Source organism: Aliihoeflea sp. 2WW (assembly GCF_000497755.1).
Classification (GTDB): domain Bacteria; phylum Pseudomonadota; class Alphaproteobacteria; order Rhizobiales; family Rhizobiaceae; genus Aliihoeflea.
This window is the reverse complement of record NZ_AYOD01000049.1, coordinates 15,290-35,320: the sequence shown is the minus strand read 5'-3', so window position 1 is coordinate 35,320 and position 20,031 is coordinate 15,290. Positions and strand designations below refer to the sequence as shown.

The window sequence follows — 20,031 nt, the reverse complement described above, 5'->3', positions numbered from 1 at the left end:
CGTTGAAACGGCCACATTGCACCCCTATAACGTTTTGTAACGTTGATTAGCGTCGGAGGTTCCGCCGCAACGTTGACAATTCCGGACCAAGAGGAAGTTCATGCCCTGGAACAATCAAAGTGGCGGCAGCGGCGGCCCATGGGGAGGCGGCGGCGGCAATGGCGGCGGCAACGGCCCCTGGGGGCAGGGGCCGCGCGGCCCGAGCGGACCGCAGGGCTCGCCGCCCGATCTCGAAGACATCATCCGTCGCGGACAGGATCGCCTGAAGCAGGCGCTGCCGGGCGGTGGCGGCTCGAATGCGGCGCTGTTCGGCTTCGGTGCGCTGGCGCTCGCGGCGTTCTGGCTCTTCCAGTCCATCTACACGGTCCAGCCGGACGAACTCGCGGTCGAACTGCGCTTCGGCAAGCCCAAGGACGAGATTTCCGAGCCGGGGCTGCATTTCCACTGGTGGCCGGTCGAGACCGTCGAAACCGCCAACGTCGCAGAAAAGCTGATCCAGATCGGTGAGCCGCGCAGCGGCACCTCGACGGGCCTGATGCTGTCTGGCGACCAGAACATCGTCGACGTCAAATTCTCCGTCGCCTACCAGGTCTCCGATCCGCGCGCCTACATGTTCAACGTCGCTTCGCCCGACGACATGCTGCGCCAGGTCGCCGAGAGCGCGATGCGCGAAGTCGTTGGCCGGCGTCCCGCGCAGGACATCTTCCGCGACAACCGCCAGGGCATCGCCGAGGAAGTCCGCGAGATCATGGACAATTCGGTCACGGATTACGGCGCCGGGATCGCCATCAACGCGATTTCGATCGAGGATGCCGCACCGCCGCGCGAAGTCGCCGACGCGTTCGAGGAAGTTCAGCGCGCCGAGCAGGACGAGGATCGCTTCGTCGAGGAATCCAACCAGTATTCGAACCAGCAGCTCGGTGCCGCACGAGGCGAGGCCGCGCAGGTTCGCGAAGAAGCGGCCGCCTACCGCAACCGCGTCGTGCAGGAAGCACGAGGCGAGGCGCAGCGTTTCGTTTCGGTCTATGACGAATACGCCAAGGCGCCCGACGTGACGCGCCAGCGCCTGTTCCTCGAGACGATGGAAGGCGTTCTGCGCTCGTCCAACAAGGTGATCGTGGAGCAGGGCACCAATGGCGGGCAGGGCGTCGTTCCCTATCTGCCGCTGCCCGAACTCGACGCGCGCCGCAACGCATCGAACACCGCCTCGACCCAGGGAGGGACCAACTGATGGCCAACCGTCTTCCCGTCATCGCCATCGTCCTCCTGGCGCTCCTGATCCTGGCCTACTCCTCCTTCTTCGTGGTCAACGAACGCCAGCAGGCGATCGTGCTGCGCTTCGGCGAGATCGTCGATGTGAAGACCGAGCCGGGCCTCTACTTCAAGCTGCCCTTCGGCTTTGCCGAGGCGGACAGCGTCCAGATGATCGAGGATCGCGTGATGCGCTTCGATCTGGACGATATCCGCGTCCAGGTCTCGGGCGGCCGCTTCTACGAGGTCGATGCCTTCATCGCCTATCGCATCGCCGATCCGCGGCGGTTCCGTCAGGCCGTGTCGGGCAGCGTTCCGCTGGCCGAACAGCGCCTTCGCACCCGTCTCGACGCCTCGCTGCGCCGGGTCTACGGTCTGCGCGGCTTCGAAGCCGCGCTTTCCGAAGAGCGGTCCTCGATGATGCGCGAAGTTCGCGACCAGCTTCGTCCCGACGCGACCTCGCTCGGTCTCGAGATCACCGACGTGCGTATCCGCCGGACCGACCTCACCGCCGAGGTTTCCCAGCAGACCTACGAGCGCATGAAGGCCGAGCGTCTTGCAGAAGCCGAGCGCCTTCGCGCCCGCGGCCGTGAAGCGGCCCAGCGCATTCGCGCCCGCGCCGACCGCGAGGTCGTCGAGATCGTCGCCGATGCGCGCCGCGAATCGGAGATCCTGCGAGGCGAGGGCGAGGCCGAACGGAACGGCATCTTCGCCGACGCCTTCACGCGCGATCCGGAATTCTTCGAGTTCTATCGCTCGATGGCTGCCTATACGGCGGCGCTGAACGGCGATGCGACGACGATGGTCCTGTCGCCCGATTCGCAGTTTTTCCGCTTCTTCGGCAACCCGATGGGGCGGACGCAGGCTGAACAGCCGGCCGCCCCGGCGCAGACGCCGCCGGCTGCCGGCGCAGACCTCACCACCGGTTCGACGCAGCCCTGACGCAGCGCCGGTCCACATGAACGAAGCCCCCGGGTCGCGAGACGGTCCGGGGGCTTTTCTTTTGTCCGCCATGCTTTCACAAATACCGGACAGCCGTGCGAGCAGCTTGCGTCCCGCGCACGCCGTTGCGATTGTGTCCGCGACGTCGCCCGCACGCTTTGCAAAGTCGGTCCGGGCCGCAAACACGCCGCATTCGAGCGGATCAATGCGCCGCAGAACGCGCCCCTTGGGAGAAAGTGCCTGATGAAGACCCGAATTTCGATCCGCCGGAAACTCACCGTCGGCCTTTCGATCGCCGCGCTTGGCTTGACGGGCCTTTCGGCGCCCGCCATGCAGGCTTTCGCGCAGGCCCAGACGGACGCCCAGCCCGCTCCCGGCAGTGCGCAACCCCGCCAGCAGGGACCGGCCTCCGTCGCCGACCTGGCTGAAGGCCTGCTGGGCGCGGTCGTCAACATCGCCACGTCGCAGAATGCCGCGCGCAACAACCCGGCGCAGCGCAACGTGCCCGTGCCGCAGCTTCCCGAAGGCTCGCCCTTCCAGGAATTCTTCGACGAGTTCTTCAACCAGCAGCAGCCGGGCGGACCGTCCGCGCGGCCGATGCAATCGCTGGGGTCCGGCTTCGTCATCGATGCCGAGGAAGGCATCGTCATCACCAACAACCACGTCATCGCCGATGCCGACGAGATCGAGGTCAACTTCTCCGACGGCGGCACGCTGCCGGCCGAACTGATCGGCGCCGATCCCGAAACCGATCTCGCCGTGCTCAAGGTCGACCCGACGCGGCGCGAATTGACTGCGGTCGAGTTCGGCGATTCGCAGGAAGCGCGGATCGGCGACTGGGTGATGGCGATCGGCAATCCGTTCGGGCTCGGTGGCTCGGTGACGCTGGGCATCGTCTCGGCGCGCGGCCGCGACATCAATGCCGGGCGCTATGACGATTTCATCCAGACGGACGCCGCGATCAATCGCGGCAATTCGGGTGGGCCGCTGTTCGACATGTACGGCAAGGTCATCGGCATCAATACGGCCATCATCTCGCCCTCCGGCGGGTCGATCGGCATCGGATTCGCCATTCCTTCCCAGCTTGCCGTCAACGTCATCGACCAGTTGCGCGAATTCGGCGAGACGCGTCGCGGCTGGCTCGGCGTGCGCATCCAGCCGGTCACCGACGACATCGCCGAAAGCCTCGGCATGGACCGCGCGACCGGCGCGCTCGTTGCCGGCGTGATCGAGGGCGGGCCGGTCGATGATGGCTCGATCCTGCCCGGCGACGTCATCCTCTCCTTCGACGGCAAGCCGGTCCGCACCATGCGCGACCTGCCGCGCGTCGTCGCCGAAAGCCCGGTCGGCAAGGAGGTCGACGTGCTGATCGTGCGCCGCGGCGAAGAGCAGACCGTGCGTGTGACGCTCGGGCGGCTGGAAGACAGCGAGCGCCAGGCGGAGGCCGGCGTCGAGATGGACGAGGACGAGGCGACGCCGGATGCGGATGTCGAGACGGCCGAAATTCTCGGCATGACGCTTGCCGCACTGGATGAGGAAACCCGCGCATCCTTCAGCATCGGCGAGGACATTACCGGTGTCGTCGTCATGGAGGTCGCGGAAGGGTCGCAGGCCGCTGAGCGCAACATCGTCGCCGGCGAGGTGATCACGGAGATCGCTCAGGAAGCCGTTGCCACGCCGGCCGACGTTCAGGAGCGTATCGCCGCGCTTGAAGGTCAAGGACGGCGCAACGCCCTCCTGATGCTCGCCTCGCCGACGGGCGAGCTGCGGTTCGTCACGCTGCGGATGGAATAGGGTCTGGCGAATACGAAACGATCGGGGCGGCTTCGGCCGCCCCTTTTTCGTTTCGTCAGGCGACGAAGTCCGACCCGCGATAGCCCTGGAGATAGAGAAGGGCCGTCAGGTCGCCATGGTCGATGCGGATGCCGGCTTCTGCCGCGACGGCAGGCTTGGCATGCAGCGCGACGCCCATGCCGGCGATGCGGATCATGTCGAGATCGTTCGCACCGTCGCCGACCGCGAGCACGTCCTGCGGCGTGACGCCGGCGCGGGCCGCAAGATCGAGAAGCGAGGCGGCCTTCGCTTCCTTGCCGAGGATCGGTTCGGCGACCTTGCCGGTGAGCCTGCCATTTTCCACCAGCAGCCTGTTGGCGCGGTGTTCGGCGAAGCCCAGCTTGGCCGCGACCTTTTCCGTGAAGCTTTCGAAGCCGCCCGAGACGAGCGCGGTCGTCGCGCCATTGGCGTTCATTGTCGCGACCAGCGCCTTGCCGCCCGAGGCGAGGGTGATGCGCTCGGCGATCACCTGATCGATCACGGCGACATCGAGGTCGCGCAGCAGGGCGACCCGCTCGCGAAGGGCGGGCTCGAAGGCGATCTCGCCATTCATCGCTCGCGCCGTGATGGCGGCGACATAGTCCTTGATGCCGACCATGTCGGCGAGTTCGTCGATACATTCCTGGTCGATCATGGTGGAATCCATGTCGGCGATCAGGATGCGCTTGCGACGGTTTTCAGCCTCGAGGACCGCGACATCGACCGGGGTTCCCGCGACCGTTTCGCGCAGGAGCGCGAGCGCCTCCCGTGCCTCCAGCCCGGCACGAACCGCGAACTCGCATGCGATGCCGTCGTCGAGCCAGGTGACGGTCGCGCTTGCACCGAGGGCCTTTGCCGCCCTATTCGCTAGATCGACGGTCACGGCCTTTTCGGCCGGATGCGAGATCAGGACGGCGATGAGCGACATGGCGGACTTTCTGAAACGGGGCAGGGCGTGCTGAAGAATGCGGTCCTGATAGCGGGGCCGACCGCGAGCGGCAAGTCGCGGCGGGCGATGGAGATCGCCGGCGAGACGGGCGGGATCGTCGTCAATGCCGATTCGATGCAGGTCTACGACGTCCTGCGCCTGATCACCGCGCGGCCTACCGTGGAGGACGAGGCACGCGTGCCGCATCGCCTTTTCGGCCATGTCGACCCCGCAGTCGCCTATTCGGTGGCGCAATGGCTGGCAGATGTGGACGCGCTGCTCAAATCACCGGATGTGGCGGGAAAGAAGCTCGTCTTCGTCGGCGGCACCGGGCTCTATTTCCGCGCGCTGACGCAGGGGCTCTCGGACATGCCCGACATTCCCGCCGGCATTCGCGCCAGATGGCGCCAAGCGCTGATCGAGGAGGGGGCCGAGGCGCTGCACCGCCAACTCGGCGAGCGGGATGCAGCCGCAGCAGAGCGGCTTCGCCCGAATGACGGGCAGCGCATCGTGCGCGCGCTGGAAGTCGTCGAGGCGTCCGGGCGCTCGATCCTCGACTGGCAGGGCGACCGGTCGGCGCCGTTCGTCGATGCGGCGTCCGCGGCCATGATCGTTCTTGCCCCCGAACGCGAATTCGTGCGCGCCAACATCGATCGGCGCTTCGACGAGATGGTCGACGCCGGGGCGCTCGACGAGGTGCGTGCGATCCTCGCCCTCGACCTCGCGCCGACCCTGCCCGCCATGAAGGCGATCGGCGTGCCGGAACTTGCCGAGCATCTGCGCGGCAAGGTGACGCTGGACGAAGCGATCACGCGCGCCAAGGCCGCGACGCGGCAATATGCGAAACGGCAGGACACGTGGTTTCGCAACCAGCTCGGCCCGGAGTGGGAACGGGTGCATCCCCGTGTGGACTAGCTCGAAAATACTAAGGCGCGTTAACCTGCGATAAGGGAGCGCTGGCGGAAAGTGAAGCCTTGGCGTCAGTATCGGGAACGGTATGCGGTTTCACCAGGCCGAATCGGCTTTCTTTGTCTTCATTGCGGTCGTCCTTGCCGCCGGCGTGACGACGCTGCACGCCTATGGCGTGCTGCAGGCGCTGGCCGCCGAGCCGGTCGGCGAAGACATCGCCTATCTGGCGCGCCTGCTCTTTGCGATCGGGGTGCTGCTCGCGACCGCCATCTTCTTCGGCGCCTTCTTCATCTATCCGCTGATCCGCCATCAGGTGCAGGAGCAGGGCAAGCTGCGCGCCATGACGGAAACGCTGAGCGCGCGTTCGGTGACGCTGGAACAGGCGGCGCTGACCGACAGCCTGACGGGCATGCAGAACCGGCGGTTTTTCGATGAAGCGCTGCGCGAATATCTCGACGCATTCGGCCGGATCGACCGGCCGATCGGGCTGATGATCATCGATCTCGATCACTTCAAGGCGATCAACGACACGCATGGTCACGACATCGGCGACAAGGTGCTGAAGGAAGTCGCGTCATCCTTGCGCGAACTGACCCGCTACCATGACGTCGTCGCGCGGCTGGGCGGCGAGGAGTTCGCGATCGTCGCGGCCAATCTGGACGATGCTGGGCTGATCGCCTTCGCCGAGCGCATCCGCAAGGCGGTGTCCGCGCTCGTCGTCGTCAACGGCAACATCCGGTTGAAGGTCACCGCGAGCGTCGGCCTGGCGGTGTGGAACGGCAAGGAAAACGCGGAAGAGCTCTACCGGCGCGCCGACCAGCGGCTCTATCAGGCCAAGGGGCTCGGCCGGAACCGCGTCTGCGCCTAAAGCCGAAACTCTCCTCGCCCCTAGTCAGTCTTCATAAAGCCGGCGCAGGGCCTCGTCGTCGCCGTGGCGGCGCAGGCTGGCGAGCGATGCGCGCGGCGGCGGGGAATCGAGCGCCGCGGCAAGGCGCTCGAACGGATCGTCGCCGATCATCGGACCGAAATCGTCGGGAACGAAGGCCGGAGCTTCGCCGCGCAAACCCTGGATCAGCGCATGGAGGTCGATTTCGCCCGGATGGGCGGCCGCGTCGGCCACTTCCTGCGGCCGGCCGGGCAATTCGCTCGGCTTCAGCGTCTCGAACTTCATGCGCATCGTGGTCGCGACGCCCTCGCCGAAGGCGATTGCCTCGCGCTGGCCCATCGAGGACAGGAAGGCGAGGGTGGAGGCCGACGAATCGGCGATCGCCGAGCGGATGATCTCCTGGTCGCGCTCGTTGGCGAGGCGCATGGCGAAGATGGTCGAGCACTGCGACAGGACCGTGGGGTCGAGTTCGCCGGGGCGCTGGGTCACGACACCGAGATAGCAGCCATATTTGCGGCCTTCCTTGGCGATGCGCGAGAGGGCATGGCGCGTCGGGGCAAAGCCGAGCCGCGGGTCGGCCGGCATGTAGCGATGTGCTTCCTCGCACAGGACGAGAAGCTTCAGCCGGCCCTTCGAGCCGGAAGCGAGGTCGAAGGCGAGGCGCGACAGGACCGAACAGACCGAATTGACGACTTCGGAGGGCAGGCCCGCCAGTTCGAAACAGGTGATCGTCCTGCCGTGATGGGGCACGCGGAAGATCTTTCCGATCGCCTCGTGCAGATTGTCCTCGATGAGGCGCGAGGCGAACATGAAGCGGTAGCGAGGGTCGGCCAGGGCGGATTCGATCCGTGCCCGCAAGGCGCGGCAATGCGGCCGCTCGATCTTGGATTCGAGCATGCCCATGCGCTCGTCGATCAGCTTGATGAGATCGACCATGCGGTAGGGAACCGGCGTGTCGGCGGTCAGCGACATCGTATCGGCGCCGCGCCGCAGGAGCGTCGCGGACGAAGAGGGGCGGTGATAGCGGCTCTTGGCGGCCGGGATGAGGTCGCGCAGGAGGTCGACTTCCTCCGCAACCGCCTCGCGGCCGCGAAAAAGCACCTCGGTCAGTTCCTCCAGCCGGAACAGCCAGAACGGCATGTCGAGCGAATTGGTGTCGATGCGGACCGAACGATCGGGGAAGGCGGCGTGAAACTCGTTGTGCGGATCGAGGATCAGCACGCGCAATTCGGGATTGGCGTCGACCGCCTTGCGCAGCAGGAGCGCCACCGCGCTCGACTTGCCGACGCCGGTCGTGCCCAGGACCGCGAAATGCCGGCTGAGCGTCGTGTCCATCGAAATGCGGGCGAGGATCTGCTGATCCTGGCTGAGGCTGCCGATCGACACGGCCTGCCGGCCGCCCAGATCGTAGACCGCCTCGAGATCGCGCGAGCGGATGCGGTGGGCGATGGCGCCGACATGCGGATAAAGCGTGATGCCGCGGTCGAAATGCGGCTTGCCGGCGATGTCGCGAACCTCGCCGACGAGTTCGATGCGCACGATCAGCGTGTTGTCGGCATTGTCGTTCCACTCCGCATGCGGCGTCTCGATCGCATAGACGAGACCGACGGTGCGGGCGGCGCCGAGATTGATCGAGATCATGCGGCCGACGGACCACAAGCCGTCGCTGGCAGTCTGCATGCCGTCCGCTACGGCGGCGACGGTCGCGCGCGCGCCGTCGCACTGGATGACACGGCCAAGGACGCGCGATTCCGGTTGAAGCGTGTCGCGCCGTTCCTGGCTGACGGCATCGCCCTCATGTCCCGTTCGCTCAACATACATCGCGCGCAGATCCCCGATTACCGAACCAAGCTAAGCGGGTGGGGTTAAGGTCGCGTTCGGGCGGATGGTTCACGCCGGGTTAAGTCGCGGCAGGGTGCGCAAGGAAATTGCGTCACCGGCGCCATTGACAGTTGATATGTGCTCTGCCTAATCTCACGCCCATGTTGAAGACGGCACTCATTCTCGTAGTAGGAAGGCGCGTGGGCAAGGCGGTGTAACCGCCGGGCGAAAGCACCCCATGCGCAACACGCAGGCTCCCCACGGGAGCCTTTTTTGTTTCCCGAACCCAAGCCCCCGACCACAGACAAAGACGACGGACCAGCCCCATGAACAGCGCCACACACGACAGCGGACGACGCGAAATGACCGGAGCGGAGATGGTCGTCCAGGCCCTCCGCGACAACGGCGTCGCGCACATTTTCGGCTATCCGGGTGGCGCGGTCCTTCCGATCTATGACGAGCTCTTCCAGCAGGAGGACGTCCAGCACATTCTCGTGCGCCACGAGCAGGGCGCGGGCCACGCGGCGGAGGGCTATGCGCGCTCCACCGGCAAGGCGGGCGTCATGCTGGTCACCTCCGGCCCCGGCGCGACGAATGCGGTGACGCCGCTGCAGGACGCGCTGATGGATTCGATCCCGCTCGTGTGCATCACCGGCCAGGTGCCGACCTCGCTGATCGGCTCCGACGCTTTCCAGGAATGCGACACGGTCGGCATCACGCGGCCCTGCACCAAGCACAACTGGCTGGTGAAGGACGTCAACGAGCTCGCTGCCATCCTGCACGAGGCCTTTCATGTCGCGACAACGGGCCGGCCCGGCCCGGTCGTCGTCGACATCCCGAAGGACGTTCAGTTCGCCAAGGGCATCTACACGCCGCCGCAGACCGCGCCGCGCACCAGCTACCATCCGAAGATCCAGGGCGACATGGAGTCGATCAAGGCGGCCGTCGAGCTGATGGCGAACGCGAAGCGCCCGGTCATCTATTCGGGCGGCGGCGTCATCAATTCGGGCGCGGAAGCCAGTCACCTGCTGCGCGAGCTGGTGGACTTGACCGGCTTCCCGATCACCTCCACGCTGATGGGCCTCGGCGCCTATCCCGCCTCGGGGCCGGCCTGGCTCGGCATGCTGGGCATGCACGGCACCTACGAGGCCAACATGACGATGCACGATTGCGACGTCATGCTGTGCATCGGCGCGCGCTTCGACGACCGCATCACCGGCCGCCTCAATGCGTTTTCGCCCAATTCCAAGAAGATCCACATCGATATCGACCCGTCCTCGATCAACAAGAACGTGCCGGCCGACGTGCCGATCATCGGCGATGTCGGACGCGTCATGGAGGACATGGTGCGGCTTTGGAGGGCAACCGCGCGGACCGACAAGGCGCGGCTCGCGCCATGGTGGGAGCAGATCGAGAAATGGCGCGCCCGCGATTCGCTCGCCTATCGGCCGAATGACGAAATCATCATGCCGCAATATGCGATCCAGCGGCTCTACGAACTGACCAAGCATCGCGACACTTACATCACCACCGAAGTCGGCCAGCACCAGATGTGGGCCGCCCAGCATTACGGTTTCGAGAAGCCGAACCACTGGATGACCTCGGGCGGGCTGGGAACGATGGGCTACGGCCTGCCGGCTGCGCTCGGCGTGCAGATCGCCCACCCGGACGCGCTCGTCATCGACATTGCCGGCGACGCCTCGGTTCAGATGACGATCCAGGAGATGAGCTGCGCGGTGCAGTATGAAGCGCCGATCAAGATTTTCATCCTGAACAACCAGTATATGGGCATGGTGCGCCAGTGGCAGCAGCTTCTGCACGGCAATCGCCTGTCGCATTCCTACACCGAGGCGATGCCCGATTTCGTCAAGCTGGCGGAAGCCTATGGCGGGCACGGCATCCGTTGCGAAAAGCCGGGCGATCTCGACGACGCGATCCAGGAAATGATCGACGTCAGGAAGCCGGTCATCTTCGATTGCCGCGTCGCCAATCTCGCCAACTGCTTCCCGATGATCCCCTCGGGCAAGGCGCATAACGAGATGTTGCTGCCCGACGAAGCGACGGACGAGGCGGTGGCCAACGCGATCGATGCCAAGGGCAGGGCGCTGGTCTGATCATTCAGCCAGAACAGCGACTTGAAGACAGATATTCGAAAAGAGAATCACCTGATGAACGCACATCTTCAGCCCACCGGTTCGGCCTATTTCATCGCCAAGGAGACCGAGAAGCCGGAAGCCCACACGCTTTCCGTGCTGGTCGACAACGAGCCGGGCGTTCTCGCGCGCGTCATCGGCCTGTTCTCCGGCCGTGGGTACAACATCGACAGCCTCACGGTCTCCGAGACCGAGCACGAGAAGCACCTGTCGCGCATCACCATCGTTACGCGCGGCACGCCGCACGTCCTGCAGCAGATCAAGCATCAGCTTGAGCGGATCGTCCCCGTCCACCGCGTCAACGACCTGACGGTCCGTGCGGCGGAGCTTGGCCACGACCGGCCGCTCGAGCGTGAACTCGCACTGGTGAAGGTTGCCGGCACCGGCGAAGACCGCGTCGAGGCGCTGCGGCTGGCCGACGCCTTCCGCGCCAGCGTCATCGACGCGAATACCGAGCATTTCATCTTCGAGATCACCGGACGCGTGTCGAAGATCGAGCAGTTCATCGCGATCATGAAGCCGCTGGGGCTGATCGAAGTCTGCCGCACCGGCGTCGCCGCGATGAACCGCGGCCCGCAGGGCATGTAGTTTCGGCGCCGCCGAGATCCCTTGATTGACAGGTCGGCGATGCCGGCCGGAAAGACCGAGCCATGAGCGCGGAGACTTTTGTCGCACTGGTTGCGTTCGCCTTCGTTTCGTCGATCACGCCGGGACCGAACAACTTCATGCTGCTAGCCTCGGGCGTGAATTTCGGCTTCCGCCGCACGATCCCGCACATGGTCGGCATCGGCGTTGGGTTTTTCAGCCTGCTGATGGGTGTCGGGCTCGGCCTTGGCGCGCTGCTCGAAGCCTATCCGCAACTTCACACGACCCTGAAATTCGCCGGCGGCGCCTATCTTCTCTGGCTTGCCTTCAAGATCGCGCGCTCGCGGTCGATGTCATCGGGTGGAACGGGACGCGACCGGCCGATGACCTTCCTCGAGGCGGCCGCCTTTCAGTGGGTGAACCCCAAGGCATGGATCATGGCTGTGACCGCGATGGCCATCTACACCAGCCCGAGCGCGCCCTATCTCTCCGTCCTCCTCGTCGCCACCGCCTTCGCGCTGGTCAATTTCCCGAGTGTGTCGACCTGGGCCGGCTTCGGCACTGCCCTGCGCGGATTTCTGGCCGATCCGGTGCGGTTGAAATGGTTCAACATCGTGATGGGCGTGCTGCTCGCGGCGTCGGTGGTGCCGATGTTGCGGTAGAGATGTTCCTGTTGCGTTCCGATTGTCTATACGATATTGTATTCGTAATGAGACGAGCGCAGAGAGACCTGCAATGACATTGAACATCAGGGACAGAGAGACTGACGCGCTCGTTCGGAAGCTCGCGCAGACCCGGCAGATCGGCTTGACAGATGCAATTCGGGAGGCCGTTTCCGAGTCGCTTGCGGCAGACGAGCGGAAGGCATCGTTGTGGCAGAGGACAGCGGATATCCGCGCGCGCGTCGCATCCTATCCGCGCACGGGCGCGGTGGCGGACAAGGCCTTCTACGACTCGCTGTCCGGTCAGGGCGACGACTAGATGTTCGTAGACAGTTCCGCGCTCGTCGCGATGATCGCTTCCGAGGGCGATGGAGAGGCATTTGCCGAACGATTGAAGATGTCCCGGCGCCCGGTGACTTCGCCGATTGTCATATTCGAGACCGCGCTTGCTCTCGCCCGGATATTCCGTGCGTCAACCGATGAAATGACCTTGAATGTCATCGAGTTTCTCGAACAGTCAGGGATCGACGTGATTGAAGTCCGCGCCGATGCACATTTGATCGCTCTGAAGGCACATCAGCAGTTCGGCAAGGGGACAGGGCACGGCGCGCAACTCAACATGGGCGACTGCTTTTCGTACGCCGTGGCAAAGTCAGCAGGGGTTCCCCTTCTCTACAAGGGAAACGACTTCGCGCAGACGGATCTGCGCTGACATGCGCTTGATCCGGTTCGACGAATCCTGCGAAACAGCGCCATGAAATTTTCTCCCCAGCAGGATGAGGCGCTGAAGGCCGTTTCGAGATGGCTTCAGGGCGGGCGCAGTCAGGTGTTCCGGCTTTTCGGCTATGCGGGCACGGGCAAGACGACGCTCGCGCGGCATTTCGCCGAAGATGTCGACGGACAGGTCCAGTTCGGCGCGTTCACCGGCAAGGCGGCGCAGGTGCTGCGCTCCAAGGGCGCGCTGAATGCCCGCACGATCCACTCGCTGATCTATCGCCCGCGCGGCGAGGAGGCGGTGTCGGACGAGACGACCGGCAAGACGTCGATCAACCCGACCTTCTCGCTCAATCGCCAAAGCCCGATCGCCAAGGCCAAGCTCGTCGTCATCGACGAGTGCTCCATGGTGGACGAGGCGCTCGGGCGCGATCTGATGTCGTTCGGCACGCCGATCCTCGTTCTCGGCGACCCGGCGCAGTTGCCGCCGATCTCGGGCGGCGGGTTCTTCACCGAGCACGAGCCCGACTATCTCCTGACCGAAATCCACCGCCAGGCACGCGACAATCCGATCATCCAGCTTGCCATGGACGTGCGCGAGGGGCGCGAGTTCATGATCGGCGATTATGGACGGGCGAAGGTGATTTCGCGCGACGAGGTCGACCAGGACCTCGTGCTCGATGCCGATCAGGTGCTGGTCGGGACGAACCGCACGCGCAAGCGCTACAACCAGCGCCTTCGACAGCTCAAGGGCTTCGAGGCGGCCTATCCGCAGGCCGGCGACAAGCTGGTTTGCCTGCGCAACGATCCGGCCAAGGGGCTGCTCAACGGGTCGCTTTGGAAGGTGATGACATCCTCGCGCGAGACGGTGAAGCCGGGCATCAACCTGCTCGTCTCGCCCGAAGAGGACGATCCGGATCGCGGCATCGCCAAGATCAAGCTTTTGAAGGCCGCGTTCGACGATCCCGACGCAGACGTTCCCTGGCAGCAGAAGAAGCGCTTCGACGATTTCGACTATGGCTATGCGCTGACCGTCCACAAGGCGCAGGGCTCGCAGTGGGACAAGGTCGTGCTGTTCGATGAAAGCTTCGCCTTCAAGGACACCCGCCAGCGCTGGCTCTACACGGCGATCACGCGCGCCGCCGAGAGCCTGACGATCGTTCGCAGCTAGACGATCTCGAACAGGAGCGCGGTGGCGTCGTCGCTGCGCTTGAAGCGCGGGAAGGCGAGGCCGTCCGGGTCTTCGCGATGCTCGACGACGCGCAGTTCTGCGAGGAGCCTCGACAGGCCATCGCGTGATGCGGTTTCGACGAAAGCTGCCGCATCGTAGCGGCCATAGGTGTCGACGAGTGCGGCGAAGCCGTCCGTGCAGAGGAGACCGCGGGCGGGCAGGGTAATGTCGAGTTCCTCGCTGACAACATGGCGGGCGGCCCTCGGCTCGGTGCCGAGCGTCCAGACATCGGAGCCTTCGCGGTTGTAGGTTGCCCGTCGCGCGCGCAAGGCGCTGCGCACTTCCGGCTGGGCGAGCATGTCCGTAGCTTGCGTCAATCCGCCGAAGGCCTCGATCGCGCGGCGCGCGCCTTCCGTTTCTTCCGCGCGGCCGGGGAGGGCGGTGCGGTCGAGCGCGCTGCCGTCGGCGGGCAGAAGGAAGAGGCGGCAATCGCCGAGGCCGTGCGTGGCGATCGCGCCGTTCGCGACCGAAATCATCTGGAAGCCGGCGATCGGCAACTGCCAGGCAGGAATGTCATCGCCATAGAGCATGCCATCCAGCACGGCCTTTGCCCGGGCGTTGGTCTGGCGGACGATCTCGGCGATCGGGCGCTTGCCGTCGGCGAGTTCCTCGAAGCAATCCTTGGCGAGAGCGGCGAGCCAGGCGGCATCGGAGGGCGCGTCGGGCAGGAGGCTTTCGCCAAGGCCCGTCGCCCCGTCGATGACGAAGGCACAGGACCGATTGCCACCGCATGCGTCCTCATTGGGACGCTTGGGGTCGCCGCGGTCGGTGATGGTATCCAGGATGCGAAGCGTTGCCATGCGGGCGGATGTGCATGCGGAAAATGATGGGAATGTGAAGCCGGATCAGACGCGTTGCGGAATCTCGCGCGCGCCGATCCAGGTCCAGGCTTCGGCTTCCTCGTCGCTGCCGAAGTGCTTGAGTTCGACCGGCAGCCGCTCGAAGAAACCGGCCGCACGATCCGTCCAGTCAGGTTCGCCGACGGCGGCGCAGCGCTGGACGTGCTCGAGCGCGTGCTGGCGTCCTTCCTTGGCGGTGGCCGTCGATATGTCGTCCCAGGCAGAGCCCTCATAGTCGGTCAGGCGCACCAGAACGTCGAGACGGTCGTGGAGCGCGTAGGCGCCTTCGAGCAGTCCATAGAGATTTTCGACGTCCGCGCCGGTGACGAAGCCGGTGATCTCGATGGCGAAGACGTCGGAGCGATCCGTTTCGATGCGGCGAACGGCAGGGATACGGTCGAGCGGGTGCATTGCCTCTCCATGTCTGGACCAAGAATCTGTTCATGTTGAACCCGCAACGAGGCCTGTTCGTTCCGGTCGCGCAACGTTAGAAGAAACGAAAATGCGATGCGGGACAACGCCATGGCGACGAAACTTTCGGTCAATCTCAACGCGGTCGCGATGCTGCGCAACCGGCGTGACCTGCCCTGGCCGAGCGTCACGGGGCTGGGGCGCATCGCGCTGGCCGCCGGTGCGCATGGGCTGACCGTTCACCCGCGCCCGGACCAGCGGCACATCCGATTTTCGGACCTGCCCGAGATACGCGCGCTGATCGACGACGAGTTTCCGCATGCCGAGTTCAACATCGAGGGCTATCCGACGGACGACTTCCTCGACCTCGTCGAGGAACACCAGCCCGAGCAGGTGACGCTCGTGCCCGACGATCCGGCACAAGCGACCTCGGACCATGGCTGGCCGTTCGAACGGCATGGCAATTTCCTGAAGCCGGTCGTCGCGCGGTTGAAGAAGGGCGGGATGCGCGTCTCGCTCTTTGCCGATCCCGAACCGGAAGGGCTCGAAGCTGCGCGCGCGACGGGAGCCGACCGAGTCGAGTTCTACACCGGCCCCTACGGTTCCTGCCATTCCGATTCCGAAAAGGCCGCCAAGGAACTGGAAAAGCTCGGAAAAGCGGCGGATGCCGCCGTCGTGCTCGGGCTCGGCATCAATGCCGGACACGATCTGACGGTCGCAAATCTCGCGCCGCTCGTGCGGCGTGTTCCCAAGCTTGCGGAAGTGTCCATCGGTCATGGGCTGACGGCCGACGCGCTTGAATATGGCATGGCCGAAACCGTGCGCCGTTTCCTGCGTTCCTGCGAAGGGTAGAGCGAAAGACCCCCGCGCGTGCTGCATGGCTGACCCTGCGAAAAGTGCAGTTGATATTGCACTGCAACAGGCGTAGAAGCCCGGCCCGTCCTTCAAAGGAGGGCAAATGAAATGGAAATGCCATTCGAAGGCTCGCGCCATGATGCTCCGTCGTCGACGGGGCACGGCACCGGAGCCCTGGCACTGGCCGCAATCGGTGTCGTCTATGGCGATATCGGCACCAGCCCCATCTATGCCTTGCGTGAGGCCATTCACGCCACCGGAAATCCCGACCGTTCGACCGATGCCGAAGTCCTCGGGGTGCTGTCGATCATCGTCTGGTCGCTGACGCTCATCGTCGCGATCAAATATGCGCTGATCGTGCTGCGCGCCGACAATCGCGGCGAGGGCGGCACGCTCTCGCTGATGGCCCTCGCGCGGCAAAATGCCGGGCGTCTGTCGCCCGCCGTCATGCTGCTCGGCATGGCCGGCGCCGGGCTCTTCCTCGGCGATGCGCTGATTACGCCGGCGATCTCGGTCCTTTCGGCCGTCGAGGGGCTGGAAGTCGCGACGCCCGCCTTCGCGCCCTATGTCATTCCGATCACCGTCGTCATCCTGATTGCGCTCTTCGCCGTCCAGAAGAAGGGCACAGCTTCGGTTGCGATGGTGTTCGGGCCGATCACCGCGATCTGGTTCATCGTGCTCGGCGGCCTCGGTATATGGCACATCATCGACGCGCCGCAGGTGCTGGCCGCACTCAATCCGGCCTATGCGGTCGGGTTCCTGTTCAGCCATTCGCATGTCGCCTTTGCCGTCATCGGCGCGGCGTTCCTCGCCGTCACGGGCGCCGAGGCGATCTATGCGGACCTTGGCCATTTCGGCCGCAAACCGATCGTGCTCGCCTGGTTCGGACTGGTCTTTCCGGCGCTGCTCCTCAACTATTTCGGCCAGGGCGCATTCATCCTCAGCCATGAGGGCGCGACCGGGCAGCCGCTATTCCAGATGGTGCCGTCCTGGGCGGTGTTCCCGCTCGTCATCCTGGCGACGGTCGCGACCGTCATTGCCAGCCAGGCCGTCATTACCGGCACGTTCTCACTCGCCAGCCAGGCGATCCAGCTTGGGCTCCTGCCGCGCTTCGCGGTGTTCCATACATCCGATACGCAATCCGGCCAGATCTTCATGCCGCAGATCAACGCGCTGCTGTTGATCGGTGTCGTGATCCTGGTGCTCGAATTCGGCTCGTCGAGCGCGCTTGCCGGCGCCTACGGCATATCCGTCACCGGCGAAATGGTGGTGACGGCGCTGCTGCTGCTCGTCGTTATGCGCAATGTCTGGAAGTGGCCGGTCGTCGGCGCGCTCGTCGTCATCATTCCGTTCCTCGTTCTCGACATGACCTTCCTCGCCGCCAATTCGCTGAAATTCTTCGACGGCGGCTGGGTGTCGGTCGCGGTGGCTGCGGCGGCGATGGTCGTCATGATGACGTGGCGCAAGGGCAGCCGGCTGCTCTTCCACAAGACGCGCAAGACCGAAGTGCCGCTGGCGCTCCTGACCGACAACCTCACCGCCAAGCCGCCGACGCTCGTTCCGGGAACGGCGGTTTTCCTGACCAGCGATCCCGAAAGCGCCCCGACCGCGCTGATGCACAGCCTCAAGCACTACAAGGTGCTGCACGAGCACAACGTCATCCTGACCATCGTCACGGTCGAGCAGCCGCATGTCGGCGACGCGGACCGGGTCGAGATCGAGCGCATCAACGACCTGTTCTCCAAGGTGACGCTGCATTTCGGCTACATGGAACGGCCGAACGTGCCCAAGGGCCTGGCGCTTTGCCGCAAGGCGGGCTGGAAGTTCGACATCATGACGACGTCGTTCTTCCTGTCGCGACGCACGCTGAAGGGCTCCAGCCAATCGGCGATGCCGCACTGGCAGGACAGGCTCTACATCACGCTGGCGCGCAACGCATCGGACGCGACGGCCTATTTCCAGATCCCGAGCGGCCGGGTCGTGGAGATCGGGACGCAAGTCGTCATCTAGGATGCGGGTCGAGGTTTCGGCACGCCCAGCCCGAAATCTCGACACACCCTGCAAATCCTTAGCCGAGGGACTTGCGCGCCTCTCGGCGCTTCGCTAGAACTCCGAACCGTACCGTACGGTACACAAATTTCGGAGCATGGATTTGGGTGAAGCCGCGACAGCGATGGATGAGTGGACGGAGCGCCAGAAGGACGTTCTGGACGCCGTGCTCGACCTGCTCGTCACCGGGGGCGATGCGGTGACGACGGCCGCCATCGCGCGCAAGGCCAACTGCTCCAAGGAAACGCTCTACAAATGGTTCGGCGACCGCGACGGGCTGCTGGCCGCGACCGTGCGCTGGCAGGCCTCGCGCGTTCGTGCCGGAAATTTCGACGCCCAGCATCTCGACGCCTCGCAACTGCGCGAAAGCCTCGAGGCCTTCGCGGTCAACTGGCTCTCCGTCATCTCCAGCCGGACCTCGATCGCGCTCAATCGCGTCGGCATCAGCCATGCGGGCTCGGGCAAGAGCGGCCTTGGCCGCATGGTGCTGGCCAACGGACGCTTCGCCATCGGCGAGAGGCTGAAGCCGCTGCTCGAGGCGGGCAGGGCGAACGGGCTTCTCGCCTTCGACGATACCGAGACGGCGTTCCGCACCTTTTTCGGCCTTGTCGGCCGCGACGTTCAGATCCGGCTGCTGCTCGGCGACCGGCTGGAAACGACTGAAGCGGAGATCGCGCGGGATGCCGCGCGCGCGACGCAGCAGTTCTTCGCCCTTTACGGGGCACCGCAAACCCAAAAACCACTCCAGGGAAGGATATGACCATGCGCGTTTATTACGATCGCGACGCCGATCTCAATCTCATCAAGGGCAAGAAGGTCGCCATCATCGGCTACGGCTCCCAGGGCCGCGCCCATGCGCTGAACCTCAAAGATTCGGGCGTCAAGGACATCGCCGTCGGCCTCAAGGCCGGTTCGGCGACCGCCAAGAAGGTCGAGGCCGACGGGCTCAAGGTGATGACCGTCGCCGAGATTGCCAAGTGGGCGGACCTGATGATGATGGCGACGCCGGACGAACTCCAGGCCGACATCTATCGCGACGAGATCGCGCCGAACATCCGCGACGGCGCCGCCATCGCCTTCGCCCACGGCCTCAACGTCCATTTCGGCCTGATCGAGCCGAAGTCGACCGTCGACGTCCTGATGGTCGCGCCGAAGGGCCCCGGCCACACGGTTCGCGGCGAATACCAGAAGGGCGGCGGCGTGCCGTGCCTTGTCGCCGTCCACCAGGACGCCTCGGGCAATGCGCTCGACCTCGGCCTTTCCTACGCCTGCGGCGTCGGTGGCGGCCGCTCGGGCATCATCGAGACCAACTTCAAGGAAGAGTGCGAAACCGATCTCTTCGGTGAGCAGGTCGTTCTGTGCGGCGGCCTCGTCGAGCTCATCCGCGCCGGTTTCGAGACGCTGGTGGAAGCCGGATATGCGCCGGAAATGGCCTATTTCGAGTGCCTGCACGAAGTGAAGCTCATCGTGGACCTCATCTATGAGGGCGGCATCGCCAACATGAACTACTCGATCTCCAACACGGCCGAGTGGGGCGAGTATGTTTCGGGTCCGCGCATCATCACCGCCGAGACCAAGGCCGAGATGAAGCGTGTCCTGAACGACATCCAGACCGGCAAGTTCACCTCCGAATGGATGCAGGAATATCGCTCCGGCATGGCGCGCTTCAAGGGCATCCGCCGCCGCAACGACGCCCACCAGATCGAGGAAGTCGGCACCAAGTTGCGCGCCATGATGCCGTGGATCGCGAAGAACCAGCTCGTCGACAAAGCCAAGAACTAACCGGATCGGCCCCGGCTCGCCCTGCCGGCCGGCTGAAGCGACGTTCTGCGCTTCCGGTGCTCACGGACCTCAAGTCCGCTCTGCTCCGGTTCTCGAAGCGCCGCTCCATCCGACTCGGCAGGCCGAACCGGCATCCGATCCCGTGCACGGTATGAGATCGAACGGGCCGCCATCGCGCGGCCCGTTTTCATTTTGGCATCG

The 20,031-nt window shown here is 65.0% G+C and carries 19 protein-coding genes; 15 read left to right on the top strand and 4 right to left on the bottom strand.

What is annotated here, in order from left to right:
- Nucleotides 1-100 precede the first annotated feature (100 nt).
- From hflK to ALII_RS0118275, 3 genes are all read left to right on the top strand, one after another.
- Nucleotides 101-1,231 carry an FtsH protease activity modulator HflK gene (gene hflK / locus ALII_RS0118285; protein ID WP_024588664.1) on the top strand — a complete coding sequence of 377 codons (1,131 nt, stop codon included), beginning with the start codon at nucleotides 101-103 and terminating at the stop codon, nucleotides 1,229-1,231.
- Entirely contained in the window at nucleotides 1,231-2,193 is a 963-nt protein-coding gene (locus ALII_RS0118280; RefSeq protein WP_024588663.1) for a protease modulator HflC, read from the top strand. Before hflK ends, ALII_RS0118280 begins: the two co-directional genes overlap by 1 nt.
- A gap of 243 nt (nucleotides 2,194-2,436) precedes the next feature.
- On the top strand, nucleotides 2,437-3,987 hold the full coding sequence (locus ALII_RS0118275) for a DegQ family serine endoprotease (RefSeq protein WP_024588662.1): 1,551 nt from the start codon (nucleotides 2,437-2,439) through the stop codon (nucleotides 3,985-3,987).
- A gap of 55 nt (nucleotides 3,988-4,042) precedes the next feature.
- On the opposite strand, the gene serB is transcribed toward ALII_RS0118275, so the two are convergent.
- The gene (gene serB, locus ALII_RS0118270) at nucleotides 4,043-4,933 is read right to left on the bottom strand and encodes a phosphoserine phosphatase SerB (RefSeq protein WP_024588661.1); all 891 of its coding nucleotides are present in this window, start codon (nucleotides 4,931-4,933) and stop codon (nucleotides 4,043-4,045) included.
- On the opposite strand from serB, the gene miaA reads away from it, so the two are divergent.
- Both miaA and ALII_RS0118260 read left to right on the top strand, forming a co-directional pair.
- A complete protein-coding gene (miaA, locus tag ALII_RS0118265; RefSeq protein WP_051375946.1) occupies nucleotides 4,904-5,848 on the top strand; it encodes a tRNA (adenosine(37)-N6)-dimethylallyltransferase MiaA in 945 nt (314 codons plus the stop codon). The two genes, serB and miaA, sit on opposite strands and share 30 nt — an antisense overlap.
- 82 nt (nucleotides 5,849-5,930) lie before the next feature.
- On the top strand, nucleotides 5,931-6,710 hold the full coding sequence (locus ALII_RS0118260) for a GGDEF domain-containing protein (protein WP_024588659.1): 780 nt from the start codon (nucleotides 5,931-5,933) through the stop codon (nucleotides 6,708-6,710).
- Between the two features lie 24 nt (nucleotides 6,711-6,734).
- On the opposite strand, the gene ALII_RS0118255 is transcribed toward ALII_RS0118260, so the two are convergent.
- Nucleotides 6,735-8,549 (bottom strand): ATP-binding protein, encoded by a 1,815-nt coding sequence (locus ALII_RS0118255; RefSeq protein WP_024588658.1) that lies wholly within the window; start codon nucleotides 8,547-8,549, stop codon nucleotides 6,735-6,737.
- 326 nt (nucleotides 8,550-8,875) lie between these two features.
- Between ALII_RS0118255 and ALII_RS0118250 the strand changes: the two genes are divergently transcribed.
- The 6 genes from ALII_RS0118250 to ALII_RS0118225 all read left to right on the top strand — a co-directional run bounded on the left by ALII_RS0118250 (nucleotide 8,876) and on the right by ALII_RS0118225 (nucleotide 13,834).
- Nucleotides 8,876-10,663, top strand: a complete 1,788-nt coding sequence (locus ALII_RS0118250) for an acetolactate synthase 3 large subunit (RefSeq protein WP_081719045.1) — start codon at nucleotides 8,876-8,878, stop codon at nucleotides 10,661-10,663.
- A gap of 54 nt (nucleotides 10,664-10,717) precedes the next feature.
- Nucleotides 10,718-11,290, top strand: coding sequence for an acetolactate synthase small subunit (gene ilvN, locus ALII_RS0118245; RefSeq protein ID WP_024588656.1), 573 nt, complete (start codon nucleotides 10,718-10,720; stop codon nucleotides 11,288-11,290).
- 62 nt (nucleotides 11,291-11,352) lie between these two features.
- Complete coding sequence (locus ALII_RS0118240) at nucleotides 11,353-11,949, top strand: LysE family translocator (RefSeq protein WP_024588655.1); 597 nt, start codon at nucleotides 11,353-11,355, stop codon at nucleotides 11,947-11,949.
- A 73-nt stretch (nucleotides 11,950-12,022) separates the two neighbouring features.
- Complete coding sequence (locus tag ALII_RS0118235) at nucleotides 12,023-12,268, top strand: type II toxin-antitoxin system VapB family antitoxin (RefSeq protein WP_024588654.1); 246 nt, start codon at nucleotides 12,023-12,025, stop codon at nucleotides 12,266-12,268.
- Nucleotides 12,269-12,661 carry a type II toxin-antitoxin system VapC family toxin gene (locus tag ALII_RS0118230; RefSeq protein ID WP_024588653.1) on the top strand — a complete coding sequence of 131 codons (393 nt, stop codon included), beginning with the start codon at nucleotides 12,269-12,271 and terminating at the stop codon, nucleotides 12,659-12,661.
- Between the two features lie 42 nt (nucleotides 12,662-12,703).
- Nucleotides 12,704-13,834 (top strand): ATP-dependent RecD-like DNA helicase, encoded by a 1,131-nt coding sequence (locus ALII_RS0118225; protein WP_024588652.1) that lies wholly within the window; start codon nucleotides 12,704-12,706, stop codon nucleotides 13,832-13,834.
- Here the strand turns inward: ALII_RS0118225 and ALII_RS0118220 are convergent.
- Complete coding sequence (locus ALII_RS0118220; protein WP_024588651.1) at nucleotides 13,831-14,694, bottom strand: hypothetical protein; 864 nt, start codon at nucleotides 14,692-14,694, stop codon at nucleotides 13,831-13,833. The two genes, ALII_RS0118225 and ALII_RS0118220, sit on opposite strands and share 4 nt — an antisense overlap.
- Before the next feature lie 45 nt (nucleotides 14,695-14,739).
- On the bottom strand, nucleotides 14,740-15,144 hold the full coding sequence (locus ALII_RS0118215) for an STAS/SEC14 domain-containing protein (protein ID WP_024588650.1): 405 nt from the start codon (nucleotides 15,142-15,144) through the stop codon (nucleotides 14,740-14,742).
- A 111-nt stretch (nucleotides 15,145-15,255) separates the two neighbouring features.
- Here ALII_RS0118215 and ALII_RS0118210 point away from each other — a divergent pair, with 111 nt between their 5' ends.
- The 4 genes from ALII_RS0118210 to ilvC all read left to right on the top strand — a co-directional run bounded on the left by ALII_RS0118210 (nucleotide 15,256) and on the right by ilvC (nucleotide 19,830).
- Nucleotides 15,256-15,996: a pyridoxine 5'-phosphate synthase gene (locus ALII_RS0118210; RefSeq protein WP_024588649.1), complete on the top strand. Its 741-nt coding sequence runs from the start codon at nucleotides 15,256-15,258 to the stop codon at nucleotides 15,994-15,996.
- Between the two features lie 117 nt (nucleotides 15,997-16,113).
- Nucleotides 16,114-18,009, top strand: coding sequence for a potassium transporter Kup (locus ALII_RS0118205; RefSeq protein WP_024588648.1), 1,896 nt, complete (start codon nucleotides 16,114-16,116; stop codon nucleotides 18,007-18,009).
- Nucleotides 18,010-18,172: 163 nt separating this feature from the next.
- On the top strand, nucleotides 18,173-18,808 hold the full coding sequence (locus ALII_RS0118200) for a TetR/AcrR family transcriptional regulator (RefSeq protein ID WP_244437467.1): 636 nt from the start codon (nucleotides 18,173-18,175) through the stop codon (nucleotides 18,806-18,808).
- A 2-nt stretch (nucleotides 18,809-18,810) separates the two neighbouring features.
- On the top strand, nucleotides 18,811-19,830 hold the full coding sequence (ilvC, locus tag ALII_RS0118195; RefSeq protein WP_024588646.1) for a ketol-acid reductoisomerase: 1,020 nt from the start codon (nucleotides 18,811-18,813) through the stop codon (nucleotides 19,828-19,830).
- The last annotated feature ends 201 nt before the right edge of the window (nucleotides 19,831-20,031 follow it).